Genomic DNA, 13,441 nt, shown 5'->3' with positions numbered 1-13,441 from the left:
CATCCTGTCCGCGGTCAATTAGCGTGCCTTGCGTGCTGGCAGCTTTTCCTTGATACGTGCGGACTTGCCGGTCAGGCCGCGCAGGTAGTACAGCTTGGCGCGACGAACGTCACCACGACGCTTGACTTCGATGGTAGCCAGCAGCGGGGAGTAAGTCTGGAAAGTACGCTCAACACCTTCACCGGCAGACATTTTGCGCACGATGAAAGAGCTGTTCAGGCCACGGTTACGCTTGGAGATTACGACACCTTCGTAAGCCTGCAGACGCTCGCGGTTACCTTCCTTAACTTTAACCTGGATGACAACGGTGTCACCTGGTGCGAATTCAGGAATGGTCTTGCCCAGACGGGCAATTTCTTCTTGCTCGAGTTGTTGAATCAGATCCATGTTAATGCTCCGCTTTCTGGGAATCTTGTTCCTGCTGATACTCTGCCAGCAGCCGAGATTCCTGTTTTGATAATGTACGGCCCTGCAACAAGTCGGGGCGGCGTAACCAGGTACGGCCCAACGACTGTTTAAGTCGCCATTTTGCAATCAGGGCATGATTACCGGACATCAATACGTCCGGCACCCTCATCCCCCGGTACTCTTCCGGTCGTGTGTAATGCGGACAGTCCAGCAGTCCGTCGGCAAACGAGTCTTCACTCGCCGACTGCGCGTCACCCAGCACGCCGGGCAACAACCGCAACACCGTATCCATCAGCACCATCGCCGGTAACTCGCCCCCCGACAGCACATAGTCGCCGATGGAAATTTCCTCGTCGACTTCGCTCTCGATCAAACGCTCGTCGACGCCTTCATAGCGCCCGCACAAGAGAATGAGACCCGGACGTTGCGACAACTCGACCGCCTTGCGGTGATCCAGTGCCCGTCCTTGTGGCGACAAATAAACGACATGACTCGTTGCGGCGCCCTGTGCCTGCTGCCTTGCCCGTGCCGCGTCAAGCGCAGCGACTAAAGGCTCGATCAGCATCAGCATGCCGGGGCCACCGCCATAAGGCCGGTCATCTATCGTACGATAGTTATTGCTAGTGAAGTCCCGCGGATTCCACGCGGAAAAATCACAGATGCCCAGCTCCACCGCGCGCCGGCTAACGCCGAAACGGGTGACTGCATCGAACATCTCGGGAAACAGCGAGATCGCGTCTATCTGCATCAGAAATCGACGCCCCAGTCGACCGAAATACGGCCGGCTGCAAGGTCAACATTCAACACAACCTGATCGACGAAGGGAAGCAAACGCTCTTTCCCGTCATCCGCCAGCACCAGCACATCATTGGCACCGGTTTCCAGCAAGTTTTTTACCTTGCCCAGCGTCACGCCTTCCTGGTTGACGACTTCCAGACCGATCAGATCGGACCAGTAGTATTCGCCCTCTTCAGTTTCAGGCAGTTCCGCACGCGGCACGGCAATTTCGCATCCACGCAAAGCGTGGGCAGCATCACGCCCTTCAACACCAGCCAGTTTGGCTGCCAGTGCCTTGGGATGAACTGCACCCTCTTCGAAGGTATACGCTTTAAAGCTACCATTTTTGCCCAGCCACCAGACCGGGTAGTCAAACAGGCTATCGGCGTATTCGGTGTCGGCATGGACTTTCACCCAGCCGCGTACACCAAACGCACCACTGACATAACCCATGATGACCAGATCTTCGCTGCGCATAATGTCCTTACCCGCTAGTTGAATCACCAACGGTTAAGCAGCAGCCTTAGCCTGCTCCTTGAGCAGCTTGGCTACGGTGTCGGACACCTGAGCACCCACGCCAACCCAATGGTTCAGACGATCCATGGTGAAGCGCACGCGCTCTTCTTTTTCGTTTGCAACTGGGTTGTAGAAGCCAACGCGCTCGATAAAGCGGCCATCACGACGGCTGCGGGAATCGGTAACAACGATGTTGTAGAACGGACGGTTCTTGGAACCACCGCGAGACAGACGAATTACTACCATTGTCGATAGTCCTTGAATGAAATCGGAACGTAGAAAAGCGTGCAATTCTAGGGCAATTTTTCTTTATCTGGCAAGTGTTTATTCCTGCATCACCCCCTTGCCCGCCCTCATAACACCTTGCTGACCAGCGTCAGCGCCCTGTCTTCCGGATGCACCGTGACTTCAAAGCCCAGCTTTTGCATCAGTTTCAGCATCCCTTTATTCGCCGCCAGCACCTCGCCATGCATGATTTTCAGCCCTTGCATACGCGCGGCATCAAATAATGCATCCATCAGCACATAGCCTATGCCTTTGCCTTGCCACGAGTCGCCAACCTCCAGTGCAAACTCGCACGACTCCATATCCGGGTCGGTAATAAAACGGGCAACAGCCAGCATTTCTTCGCTGCCATCCCGTTCGCGCACCATGGCCAGCGCCATTTCGCGGTCGTAATCAAGCTGGGTGAAGCGCACCAGCACCTGCTGCGATAGCTGCTTGATACTGGACAGATAGCGGTTGTAGCGACTCTCTTCCGACAGATTGCGCACAAAGGCTTGCTGCATATCCGCATCTTCCGGGCGTACCGGCCGGATAAGGACCTCGGTTTCATCCTTCAGGCAGACCTGCTTCACCATATGGGTCGGGTAAGGCATGATCGCCATATGCTGATAGCGTTTACGCCCGACAGGCACCGCGTGCAGGATAATGCTGGCATCCAGCACCATCACCCCGTGTTCATCCACCAAGAGCGGATTGATCTCCAGTTCGCGCACTTCGGGCAGTTCGCAAACCATCTCCGACACCCGCAGCAAGACATTATGCAAAGCATCGTGATCGACCTCGGGCAGATTGCGGAAAGGACCGAGTACTTTACTAACGCGGGTTCTGGCAATCATGCGCCGCACCAGATAGGCATTCAAAGGCGGCAAAGCCAAGGCGCGATCCTGCAACACCTCGACGGCGATACCGCCGGCACCAAAAGCGACGACTGGGCCAAACACCGAATCATGCGCAACGCCGACCATGACCTCGCGCGCATAACGGTATTTTTTCATGGCCTGCACCGACACCCCGGCGATGCGGGCATCCGGCTTGACCGCTTGCGCCCGCTGCCAGATGGAGACAAAAGCCTGGCGCAATGTCGCCTCGTTGCTGATATTCAGCTCGACACCACTAACGTCCGATTTATACATAATGTCGGGCGAATCGATCTTAAGCACGACCGGATAGCCGATGGCCGCAGCCAGGGCGACCGCTTCATCTTCTGTCGTCGCCAGCAATGTCGGGTTGACCGGAATACCAAAGCTTGCCAGCACAGCCTTAGACTCGCGTTCCGACAAGACGGCTCTCCCCTGCGCCAACACATCGGCAATCACGGCGCGTGCCGCAGCCACATCCGGCTCATGCAGCGCCCCCTCCAGCGGACCTGGCGTTTGCAATAGCAACTGCTGGTTATCGTGATAGGCCGCCAGATTGCGGAATACCTCGACGGCGAATTCAGGCGCGCGAAAATGTGCGCATTTGGCCTTGGAAAACAGCTCCCGGCTCTCGGATACCTTGGCATCCCCCAGCCAAGACAAAAATATCGGTTTGGATGACTCGCGCTGCAAGCCCACCATTAGTTGCGCCGTAGTCAAATGATCAGTTCCGGCTTGCGGCGTAAAAATAACCAAGACGCCATCCACCCCAGGGTCATCCAGACACGCTTTAACCCCGCTACGAAAACGCATGGGCGAAGCATCGCCAATAATATCGACCGGGTTTGCCCGCGACCAGTTACGGGGCAACACATCATCCAGCTGGCTTAATGTTTGGGCCGACAACTGAGCGAGTTCGACGCCATAAGTCCAGGCACTATCAGCAGCCAAAATTCCCGGGCCGATGCCATTGGTCACAATAGCCAGACGCCTGCCGGAAATACGGTATTTAGCCGCCAGCATCTTGGCCGCAGTAAACAACTGGGCAATGGTTTGCACCTGCAACACACCGGCGCGCGACAAGGCAACATCGAAGACATCATTGCCATCAATCAAATGACTGGATGCCAGTACCCCCGCCTCCTGGCTTTCATAGCGGCCAGACTTGATCACCACCACCGGCTTGGTACGCGCAGCGGCACGCAGAGCGCTCATAAAGCGCCGGGCATCATGAATATGATGCACATGCAACAAGATGCCTTGGGTAAACGTGTCTGCGACCAGATAGTCCAGTATCTCGCCAAACTCTACGTCCAGTGCCGTGCCGACCGATATCACACTGGAAAAACCGATTCCTTTGCTGTCGGCCCAGTCCAGCATCGCGGTACATAGGGCGGAAGACTGCGACACCAGGGCCAAATTGCCCGTTTTCACCTTACTGGTGTAATTCGTGGCATTAAACCCCGCTACGGGGCGCATCAGCCCCAGCACATTCGGCCCCAGCACACGGATGCCGTAATGACTGGCAATAGACATGGCCTCGGCCATGATTTCACGCTCGATCTGCTCGCTGTCGGAAAACTCCTTGGCCAGCAGCATTGCTTTTACGCCTTTCTTACCGCAATCCTTCATAATTGCCGGCAAGCTGCGCAAGGGAGTCGTAACCACCGCCAACTCCACATCCGGCTCGATCTGACGCACAGACGCTACGGCGGCGATACCGCCTACCGTCTTATGGTTCAGATTGACCGGATAGAGTTTTCCCTGAAAATTTCCAGCCAGCAGATTGGCAAAAACGGCCTGCCCAACCGAGCCTGGCGTATCGCTGGCACCGATGACCGCCACACTGCGCGGAGAAAACAATGAAGTAAGATAGTGGGGCTTCATGGGACTCTTCTAAAAAAACCCAGCAAAATAATGGCCTCATGCCGCTGTCAAGGGCGACACGCGGGATATAAATGCATATGCGAGGTGGCATCGAAAAAACCGCCTTCGTGCAATCACATAGCTTGGCCGACACCGGTTTATGATTATTGACTACACCGACAAGCATGAACCGATAACATTCATCGCAACAAGTGGTACTTGCCACAGCTAGCCTAGCGCCCGCAAACTTGTTACGCTCTTCCACTTTCACCTTGGATATTGCGCCGCAACAAAGCCCGCGTCGAGTGTTGTGCGGTAGTCACCGGAGTATATAAAGCCATCATGACGAAACGAGTCGTCACACTAGCCCACTACTACACCCAACCGGAAATCCAGCAGATGGCTGATAAGGTGGGGGACAGTCTGGAGCTGTCGCTGTTTGCACGCGAAGCCGAGGCTGACATCATTGTTTTTGCCGGCGTGCGCTTTATGGCGGAAACAGCCAAAATCCTCAATCCGGCCGCAACCGTTATTTTGCCGGACGCAGGCTCGACTTGCTCTCTAGTCACCCAGACCGATATTGTGGCGCTCAAACGCTGGCGGGAGAGCCACCCCGACCATGTCCATGTGTCGTATATCAATTCGAGCGCGCAACACAAAGCACTGTCAGACTGGATTGTCACCAGCCGTAATGTTGACGATATCATCGCGCATCTTTATGCCGAAGGGAAAAAAGTCATTTTCTCGCCGGACCGCAATATGGGTGCCTACCTGAATTACCAATACGGCTACGATATGCCGCTTTGGTCGGCAGTCTGCGAAGTACACGACAAATTCAATGAAGCGGCGTTAACTGAGGCATTCAATGCCGTTTCGGGCAAAAAATTCCTGATCGCCCACCCGGAAAGCCCGCTGCCGGTATTGCAAAAAGCCGATTATGTCGGCTCGACATCCGGCATGCTCAATTGGGTCAAAGCCTATGCCGATGACCCGAAAGCCGTGATTTTTGTCGCGACCGAAGATGGTATTCTGTACAACATGGGGCTGGCACGTCCCGACCTCGACCTGCGCCAAGCGCCGATCTACGCCGGTTGCCAGTGCAACTCCTGCCCCTATATGAAAATGAACACCATAGAGGCCGTGCGCCGGGCACAGCAAGGCGAAGGACAGGAAATAGATTACCTGAGCGAGGCGGAAATGGCGGCAGCCCGCCTGCCGATAGAACGCATGCTCGACTTCAGCCAGCGTTATTACGCCTAAGCACCCTTGCCTTTATACCTATGCCTGTTTTACAACAGGTTGCTTGCTTACCGTCGCTCTGTGCTGTTGTGACGGTAAGCAGCAAGGATACAATCAGGCGGTCACTCGGAGAATTTGCATGAAATTTCTCATCAGCAACGACGACGGTTATTTTGCCCCCGGCATCGCCGCGCTGGCATCTACGCTGGCACGTCACGGCGAGGTTGTCGTTGTCGCTCCCGAGCGTGACCGTAGTGGAGCCAGCAATTCACTGACACTGGATCGGCCACTTAGCGTGCGCCAAGCAGGCAACGGTTTTTTTTACGTCAACGGAACTCCCACCGATTGCGTCCATCTGGCAGTAACCGGCCTGCTCAACTTTCGCCCTGATATCATCTTCTCCGGCATCAATCATGGTGCCAATATGGGAGATGACACGATTTACTCCGGCACTGTCGCCGCAGCGACCGAAGGCTATCTGCTAGGCATCCCTTCGGTTGCGGTTTCTCTATGCGGTCGCTCGGGCGATAATTTTGCAACGGCAGCCCATGTCGTCGACGAGTTGCTTGAACGCCTATGTAGCCGTCCCTTCTCCCGCCCGACCCTGCTCAATGTCAACATACCCGACATTCCACTTGACGCACTGCAAGGCAGCTTGGTCACCCGCCTAGGGAGACGCCACCATGCCGAACCCGTCGTTCAGAGCGTCAGCCCGCGCGGTGACAAGGTTTACTGGGTCGGCACGGTAGGGTCTGCCCAGGACGCGGGAGAAGGAACGGACTTCTACGCAGTGGCCAATCACCATGCCTCAATCACACCGCTGATGATAGACCTGACAGCCTACGACCAGCTGGACGGGATCAAGTCATGGCTACAGCCGTAAGTCAGCCCACTGCAGCTTGGGGCATGCTGTCCGAACGCACGCGGCTGCGCATGAGCGAACGCTTGCGCCAGCGCGGCATTTGCGATGAGCGCGTATTGACCGCGATGAGTCAGGTGCCACGCCACCTGTTTGTCGATGAAGCACTCGCCAGTCGCGCCTATGATGACGTTTCCCTGCCTATCGGGCACGGACAGACCATATCGCAGCCCTTTACCGTAGCCCGCATGACCGAGCTACTCATCACCGGACGCGCCCCCGGACGCATTCTTGAGATCGGTACCGGTTGCGGCTACCAAAGCGCCGTGCTGCTGCAAACCGGTGCCGAGGTGTATTCAATCGAACGCCAGGGTGCCTTGCTGGAAAAAGCCAGACGCAATCTGCGCGCGGCACGGCTGATCCATGCACGCCTTCTGCATGGCGATGGTCATGCAGGCCTGCCGGAAACGGCGCCATTCGATGGAATCATCATGACCTGTGCCGCCAGCACCGTTCCGGCATTACTACTGGAGCAGCTGGCGGAAAACGGACGGATGATCATGCCACTGGGTGAGCAAGAGCAGCATTTACTGTTGCTTGAAAAAACGGCAAGCGGCATCCGGCAAACCCGGCTGGATCCCGTAAAATTTGTCCCCCTACTCCCCGGACGGATTTAACGCAGACGCACTGGCACAAAAACGACAGTCTGCCGTCTAGATTATTTACACCGAAAGCCATACGGCATATAAAGAATCATGCAGAACAAGATGCACAATAGAATAAACCGAAACTTAACAATATTAGGCACCTGCTCTTCGTTACTACTGAGCGCATGTGCACAAACATCACATAGCCCGGCTCCCATTATTTCCGCACAGGAGACAAGAAGCACACAAACGCTCCCCTCCCGTGCGGTCAATGTGGAAAATGCCGAAACAACGCCATTGGCGATGCCCGGCAATAGCGCCAAACCAGTAACGATCAACCGCAGCGGAGAATCGAGCCACACCGTACAGGCGGGTGAAAACCTGTACCGGATTTCCCTTAACAATGGTTTGCGCCATCAGGATGTCGCCCAATGGAACGGTCTGGATGGCTTTGATATCAAGGTCGGACAAGTCTTACGCCTGAGCCCACCGGGCACCATGACTGCCGATGCGGGCATCAGACAAGTCGGTAGCGGCAATACCAGCACGGCAGTGACACCCACAGACAGTGCCACGCTCAAACGCTACCCCAAAGCCTTGAAATTGCCTTATAGCGAGAATGCACTTAAGGAGCTGGGGCAAAAAAGCGAAGGACAAATGGCAGCAACGGCAGCTGCAACGGTCAGCACACCGGTCATCAAAACACCGGTCATCGCGCCGCCAGCGGCCAAGGTCGTGCCACCCGTCGCCAAGCCTGCTGTCGCGGCAACGGAACCCGCGGCCAGTGCAAACAGTAACAAACCGGCACTGGACAGCAGCATAGGCTGGATCTGGCCAACCGAAGGCAAAGTCGTTCGCCGCTTTTCCGAGCAAAACAAGGGCTTGGATATTGGTGGAAAACTGGGACAAAACGTGATTGCCGCCGGCGATGGCAAGGTGGTCTATAGCGGTAGCGGACTCAAGGGCTATGGCAAGCTGATTATCATCAAGCATGACAAGGTTTTCCTGTCGGCCTATGCACACAATGACGAGTTGTTGGTCAAGGAAGGGCAAAGTATCAAAAAGGGGCAAAAAATAGCCACCATGGGCAATACGGATACGGATCAGGTCAAGCTGCATTTCGAAATCCGAGAATACGGTAAACCGGTAAATCCTGAAAAATATCTGGCCAATTAAGCCTGAAGCAGCGGTTTCTTCCTGCTTTGGTGAATAAAAGCCGTAGTAAAGCGGGAGGGAACATGAAAGACACGCTAGATACCATCGAAGACAGTGGTGATGAAAACGAACTGCTGGATGCCGAGGAAAAGCAGGCCGATGCGGAAGAAGCGACCAGCGAGGCCGCAGAGCATGAAGACGTTGCCGATGTTACCCAGATTTACCTCAATGACATCGGCAGCAATGCACTGCTGACCCCGCCGCAGGAGCTGGCGCTGGCACGGCGTGTCGTACAGGGCGACTTCGAAGCACGGCAGAAGATGATTGAGCACAATCTGCGCTTGGTGGTCAACATTGCCAAACACTACATTAACCGCGGGCTTACCCTGCTCGACCTGATCGAAGAGGGGAATATCGGATTGATGCATGCGTTGGAAAAATTCGACCCCGAACGTGGCTTTCGTTTTTCGACCTATGCCACCTGGTGGATACGCCAGAGCATAGAGCGCGCAATCATGAATCAGTCACGCACCATCCGGCTGCCGGTTCATGTCATCAAGGAGCTGAATGTTTATCTGCGCGCCTCACGCCACCTAGAAAGCAAAAGGGGGCGCGAGCCTACGGTAGAAGATATCGCCCTGCATGTAGGTAAACCGGTAGAGGACGTGCGGCGCATCATGAGCCTGAACGAGCGCATGGCCTCGCTTGATGCGCCACTGGACATCGATCCCATGCTTTCCATTGGCGAGTCGATTCCGGATGAGCAGCATGAAGAGCCGGATATCCAGTTGCACAATCTGCAAGTGGAGAAATATGTCCATCACTGGCTGGCACAGCTATCAGACAAACAGCGCATGGTTATTGAGCGCCGCTACGGTCTGGATGGACATGAGATCTGCACACTGGAAGAGCTCGCCAGCTCCCTCAATCTAACGCGGGAACGCGTACGCCAGATACAGATAGAAGGGCTGGAGCACTTGCGTCGCATTCTGCGTCGCCAGGGCGTAGCCAAAGATCTGCTTATCTAGCCATAAGGCCGGCACACGGGCAAAAACAAGCTCCTCCGCTTGTTTTTGCCTTCTTTTTTCCTGCCTAGCCGCTCATCGCCCATGTCCGCACATACCAAAGTTGCACGGCAAAACGTTTGCATTTAAGCCTTGTTTCGCGCACACTTTATTTAAAAGTCATAAGTATAATTCGAATCGGAAGCAAGAAGGGTAATCTCGTGTTCTCTTGGCTAAAAAACCGCTGGCACCGTACCGGACTGACCGCCTATATCACCCACTCCGATTGCTTGGGACACAATATGGGGGTCGGCCACCCGGAATGTCCTGAACGTCTGATCGCCATCCGTGACCAACTGATGGCCTCCCAGATTTTCGACACCCTGCAAGAGATCGACGCACCGCTGGTCACCCCGCAGCAACTAGCCCGCGTCCACCCACCCCGCTATGTCGACTATATCGAAGCCTGCACGCCACAGGTCGGCACTTTCCGCATAGACCCGGACACGGCCATGTCGCCAGGCACGCTGCCCGCAGCGCAACGCGCAGCAGGCGCAGTGGTGAAAGCCGTGGAGCTCGTCTGCGAAGACAAAGTACCCAATGCATTTTGCGCCATCCGCCCTCCTGGACATCATGCAGAGAGCGCCAAATCCATGGGGTTTTGCTTCTTCAACAATATCGCGGTCGGCGTAGCGCACGCGATGTCTGTCTACAAATATGAACGCGTTGCAATTGTCGATTTCGACGTTCATCACGGCAATGGCACCGAGGAAATCTTCAAGGATGACCCGCGCGTCCTGATGGCTTCAATGTTCCAACACCCCTTCTTCCCTTACTGTGGCGACACGCCCGCTGGCAGCAACCCTCATATGCACAATGTGCCGATGAAAGCCGGTTCGGGTAGCCGCGAGTTTCGCGAAGCCGTCGAAACCGTATGGCTGCCGGCGCTGCATGACTTCCAGCCGCAAATGCTGTTTATCTCGGCCGGCTTTGACGCGCACCGGGAGGATGATATGGGCTCGATGGGACTGACCGAGTCGGACTACGAGTGGGTCACCCGTCATCTGCTGCAAATCGCCGACCTGTACTGCCAGGGCCGGGTGGTATCGGTACTGGAAGGAGGTTATGACCTGTCATCGCTGGCACGCAGCGTAACAGCCCACCTGCGTGCGCTGTCGGACACCTGATGAAAGGAGCGGGAAACCCCAAAGCGGTTCAGGCTTTCGGGTTTCCTGCCATCACGCGGCCAGATGGCTTAAAGGCAATGCCGTGGTCTGTTTGAAATCCTTAAGCACAAAACTCGACTTCACATCCTCGACGCCGGGATGCTGCAACAACTGATCCATCACAAAACGGGAAAAGTGCGGCAAGTCCTGAAAGTAAACCTGTAGCAGATAATCCATATCGCCCGTCATCGCATAGCAATTCACCACCTCCTGCCAGCCCTGCACCGCCTCGATAAAAGACTTAAGATTACCCGCCCGCTTCTCTAGCTTGACCCGTACAAAGGCATGCAAGCCAAGCCCCAGGCAAGCCGGATCCAGCAAGGCCACATACTGGCGGATCACGCCAGACTCCTCCAGCTGCTTAAGCCGGCGCAAACAAGGTGAAGGCGACAAGGCCACCTTTTCCGCCAGCTCTACATTCGATAAGCGCCCATTCAACTGCAGCGCGGCCAGCATTTTCAAATCCGTTTTATCCAGAACCAGATTCGGCATGGTTTCTCCTTTTTCGATAATTTATTTGTAATTTTTATCTTTATTTCAATCTGATGCAGCCATAGAACGCACACAAATTGCCGTCTGCTTACTCTAGAATGAAATGCCAAAATCAGTCCAGATATTAGCGTCAGATTGCCCGCTTTAGTGTTGTAAGAGAGGAACTACGATGCAAAGCACCGACTTTCCAGTCTCAACAAGCAAGACTAGCTTACCGCATGTAAAAACTGATATTCAGCACACGCCGGTGCCGACATACAGCACATGCGAGCGCGAAACATGGCGACTCCTGCTCTCGCGCCAGCAAACACAGTGGCCGGATCGCGCCTGCAAGGCGTATCTGGAGGCACTCGAAGCCACCGGTTTATCCCCGGCAAGCATTCCGCGGCTTGCCGATATCAGCGAGCGTATCCAGCAACAGACCGGTTGGACTATTGAGCGGGTCGACGGCATCGTGCCCGACCAGATTTTCTTCGCCATGCTGGCCGCGCGCGTGTTTCCATCGACCGACTTTATCCGCAAACCGGAAGATATCGACTACACCCCGGCACCCGATATGTTCCACGACCTGGTCGGTCATGCCCCGCTACTCACCCACCCGCGCTTCAGTGACTTTTTCCAGCGCTTCGGTGCAGCCGGCAGCGCCGCCTTTGCCCAGAATCACCCCGCCCGCGTATGGCTGGCACGAATTTACTGGTATAGCGTCGAGTTCGGCCTGATACGCAGCCCGCAAGGGCTGCGTATCTACGGTGCCGGCATTCTGTCCTCGCATCAGGAGGTGAGCTACAGCCTGTCGGATGCCACGACCAAGCATCGTTTCGATCTTGATCACATGGCACAAACGCCTTACGACGTGTGGCACATGCAGGACACCTTGTTCGTCATCGATAGCTTTGAGCAGCTGGAAAATGAGTTTGCCCGTTGGACCGCCCGCCACGGTTTGGCTTGATAACAAAAAAAGGAGATCAAGATGGAGACCGATAACATCAACCCGCTAGGCTGTGATGGCTTTGAATTTGTCGAATACACCGCCCCCGATGCAGCCGGCGTCGAGCAACTGAAGCAACTTTTTGCCACCTTGGGTTTCAGTGAAGTAGCGCGCCATCGCCATAAGGCCGTCAGCCTCTATCGTCAAGGGGGTATCAACTTCATCCTCAATGCCGAACAACAACACCCTGCCCGGCTGTTTGGCGAGCAACATGGAGCCTCTGCCTGCGCCATGGCATGGCGGGTCAAGGATGCCGCAGCCGCCTATGCCTACGCGCTGGCACAAGGTGCCAAACCCTATACCCGTCCCATCGGCTATATGGAGCTGAATATTCCGGCCATTGAAGGCATAGGCGGCTCTGCCCTCTATTTCGTCGACCGTTACGGTCCCAAGCATGATATCTACGACGTCGATTTCATTCCGCTTGCCGGTGCGGATCCGCATCCGCAAGGTGCCGGTCTCAAAAGCATCGATCATCTCACCCACAATGTCCGGCGCGGCCAGATGAAGCACTGGGCCGATTTTTACCGCAAGATCGGCAACTTCCGCGAAATCCGTTACTTCGATATCGAGGGCAAACTGACCGGCCTTAAATCCATGGCCATGACCAGCCCCTGCGGCAAGATCCGCATTCCCATTAATGAATCTTCCGATGACAAAAGCCAGATTGAAGAATTTCTGGCGGCATATCACGGCGAAGGCATTCAGCACATCGCCCTGTCCAGCGATGATATTTACGCCAGTGTGGAGCAACTCGCCGCCGGCCTGCGCTTTCTGGATACGCCGGACACCTATTACGCACGCGTAGACCAGCGCCTGCCCGGGCACGGCGAGGACTTGTCGCGCCTGCAACGCAATCACATTCTGATTGATGGTGCGCCTGGCGAAGGCGGCGGCATCCTGCTGCAGATTTTTACCGAAACCGTCATTGGCCCGATCTTTTTCGAGATCATTCAGCGCAAGGGCGACGAAGGCTTTGGCGAGGGCAATTTCAAGGCTTTATTTGAATCCATAGAGGAAGATCAGCTGCGCCGTGGCGTGCTGCAAGCATGATGAAAGTGGCGGCCGATTTGTCAAAATCGGCTTTTATGGAAATTCACCCTTGACTCGGTGGCTTTCGTC

14 protein-coding genes are annotated in these 13,441 nt (G+C 55.4%); 8 read left to right on the top strand and 6 right to left on the bottom strand.

Going from position 1 to position 13,441, the window contains the following annotated elements; all coding sequences use genetic code 11:
- Positions 1-18: 18 nt before the first annotated feature.
- The 5 genes from rplS to M3P88_RS00590 all read right to left on the bottom strand — a co-directional run bounded on the left by rplS (position 19) and on the right by M3P88_RS00590 (position 4,730).
- Complete coding sequence (rplS, locus tag M3P88_RS00610) at positions 19-387, bottom strand: 50S ribosomal protein L19 (RefSeq protein ID WP_124734750.1); 369 nt, start codon at positions 385-387, stop codon at positions 19-21.
- Position 388: 1 nt separating this feature from the next.
- Positions 389-1,156: a tRNA (guanosine(37)-N1)-methyltransferase TrmD gene (trmD, locus tag M3P88_RS00605; protein WP_249614159.1), complete on the bottom strand. Its 768-nt coding sequence runs from the start codon at positions 1,154-1,156 to the stop codon at positions 389-391.
- Positions 1,156-1,662 (bottom strand): ribosome maturation factor RimM, encoded by a 507-nt coding sequence (gene rimM, locus M3P88_RS00600; RefSeq protein ID WP_249614158.1) that lies wholly within the window; start codon positions 1,660-1,662, stop codon positions 1,156-1,158. The genes trmD and rimM overlap by 1 nt, the downstream gene beginning before the upstream one ends.
- Before the next feature lie 33 nt (positions 1,663-1,695).
- Complete coding sequence (rpsP, locus tag M3P88_RS00595) at positions 1,696-1,947, bottom strand: 30S ribosomal protein S16 (protein ID WP_124734747.1); 252 nt, start codon at positions 1,945-1,947, stop codon at positions 1,696-1,698.
- Between the two features lie 107 nt (positions 1,948-2,054).
- Positions 2,055-4,730: a bifunctional acetate--CoA ligase family protein/GNAT family N-acetyltransferase gene (locus M3P88_RS00590; protein ID WP_249614156.1), complete on the bottom strand. Its 2,676-nt coding sequence runs from the start codon at positions 4,728-4,730 to the stop codon at positions 2,055-2,057.
- A gap of 321 nt (positions 4,731-5,051) precedes the next feature.
- Here M3P88_RS00590 and nadA point away from each other — a divergent pair, with 321 nt between their 5' ends.
- The 6 genes from nadA to M3P88_RS00560 all read left to right on the top strand — a co-directional run bounded on the left by nadA (position 5,052) and on the right by M3P88_RS00560 (position 10,800).
- Positions 5,052-5,969: a quinolinate synthase NadA gene (gene nadA / locus M3P88_RS00585; RefSeq protein WP_249614155.1), complete on the top strand. Its 918-nt coding sequence runs from the start codon at positions 5,052-5,054 to the stop codon at positions 5,967-5,969.
- A 118-nt stretch (positions 5,970-6,087) separates the two neighbouring features.
- On the top strand, positions 6,088-6,831 hold the full coding sequence (gene surE / locus M3P88_RS00580) for a 5'/3'-nucleotidase SurE (RefSeq protein WP_249614154.1): 744 nt from the start codon (positions 6,088-6,090) through the stop codon (positions 6,829-6,831).
- The gene (locus M3P88_RS00575; RefSeq protein ID WP_249614153.1) at positions 6,816-7,484 is read left to right on the top strand and encodes a protein-L-isoaspartate(D-aspartate) O-methyltransferase; all 669 of its coding nucleotides are present in this window, start codon (positions 6,816-6,818) and stop codon (positions 7,482-7,484) included. Before surE ends, M3P88_RS00575 begins: the two co-directional genes overlap by 16 nt.
- A 243-nt stretch (positions 7,485-7,727) precedes the next feature.
- The gene (locus tag M3P88_RS00570) at positions 7,728-8,630 is read left to right on the top strand and encodes a peptidoglycan DD-metalloendopeptidase family protein (protein ID WP_249614152.1); all 903 of its coding nucleotides are present in this window, start codon (positions 7,728-7,730) and stop codon (positions 8,628-8,630) included.
- A 62-nt stretch (positions 8,631-8,692) separates the two neighbouring features.
- Positions 8,693-9,637 carry an RNA polymerase sigma factor RpoS gene (gene rpoS / locus M3P88_RS00565; protein ID WP_249614151.1) on the top strand — a complete coding sequence of 315 codons (945 nt, stop codon included), beginning with the start codon at positions 8,693-8,695 and terminating at the stop codon, positions 9,635-9,637.
- Between the two features lie 197 nt (positions 9,638-9,834).
- Positions 9,835-10,800: a histone deacetylase family protein gene (locus tag M3P88_RS00560; protein ID WP_124734742.1), complete on the top strand. Its 966-nt coding sequence runs from the start codon at positions 9,835-9,837 to the stop codon at positions 10,798-10,800.
- 51 nt (positions 10,801-10,851) lie between these two features.
- Here the strand turns inward: M3P88_RS00560 and M3P88_RS00555 are convergent, their stop codons facing one another.
- Entirely contained in the window at positions 10,852-11,331 is a 480-nt protein-coding gene (locus M3P88_RS00555; RefSeq protein WP_249614150.1) for an Lrp/AsnC family transcriptional regulator, read from the bottom strand.
- Between the two features lie 169 nt (positions 11,332-11,500).
- On the opposite strand from M3P88_RS00555, the gene M3P88_RS00550 reads away from it, so the two are divergent.
- Both M3P88_RS00550 and hppD read left to right on the top strand, forming a co-directional pair.
- Positions 11,501-12,280, top strand: a complete 780-nt coding sequence (locus tag M3P88_RS00550; RefSeq protein ID WP_283773049.1) for a phenylalanine 4-monooxygenase — start codon at positions 11,501-11,503, stop codon at positions 12,278-12,280.
- A 15-nt stretch (positions 12,281-12,295) separates the two neighbouring features.
- Complete coding sequence (gene hppD / locus M3P88_RS00545; RefSeq protein WP_249614739.1) at positions 12,296-13,372, top strand: 4-hydroxyphenylpyruvate dioxygenase; 1,077 nt, start codon at positions 12,296-12,298, stop codon at positions 13,370-13,372.
- The last annotated feature ends 69 nt before the right edge of the window (positions 13,373-13,441 follow it).

The sequence above is a fragment of the Craterilacuibacter sp. RT1T genome, from assembly GCF_023502145.1.
Classification (GTDB): Bacteria; Pseudomonadota; Gammaproteobacteria; order Burkholderiales; family Chromobacteriaceae; genus Craterilacuibacter.
The sequence above is the reverse complement of the archived record's forward strand: the minus strand, read 5'-3'. Positions and strand labels throughout refer to the sequence as shown.

Coding starts and splice junctions, on each gene's coding strand:
- rplS (WP_124734750.1), bottom strand. CDS start 387: ATGGATCTGATTCAACAACTCGAGCAAGAAGAAATTGCCCGTCTGGGC.
- trmD (WP_249614159.1), bottom strand. CDS start 1,156: ATGCAGATAGACGCGATCTCGCTGTTTCCCGAGATGTTCGATGCAGTC.
- rimM (WP_249614158.1), bottom strand. CDS start 1,662: ATGCGCAGCGAAGATCTGGTCATCATGGGTTATGTCAGTGGTGCGTTT.
- rpsP (WP_124734747.1), bottom strand. CDS start 1,947: ATGGTAGTAATTCGTCTGTCTCGCGGTGGTTCCAAGAACCGTCCGTTC.
- M3P88_RS00590 (WP_249614156.1), bottom strand. CDS start 4,730: ATGAAGCCCCACTATCTTACTTCATTGTTTTCTCCGCGCAGTGTGGCG.
- nadA (WP_249614155.1), top strand. CDS start 5,052: ATGACGAAACGAGTCGTCACACTAGCCCACTACTACACCCAACCGGAA.
- surE (WP_249614154.1), top strand. CDS start 6,088: ATGAAATTTCTCATCAGCAACGACGACGGTTATTTTGCCCCCGGCATC.
- M3P88_RS00575 (WP_249614153.1), top strand. CDS start 6,816: ATGGCTACAGCCGTAAGTCAGCCCACTGCAGCTTGGGGCATGCTGTCC.
- rpoS (WP_249614151.1), top strand. CDS start 8,693: ATGAAAGACACGCTAGATACCATCGAAGACAGTGGTGATGAAAACGAA.
- M3P88_RS00555 (WP_249614150.1), bottom strand. CDS start 11,331: ATGCCGAATCTGGTTCTGGATAAAACGGATTTGAAAATGCTGGCCGCG.
- M3P88_RS00550 (WP_283773049.1), top strand. CDS start 11,501: ATGCAAAGCACCGACTTTCCAGTCTCAACAAGCAAGACTAGCTTACCG.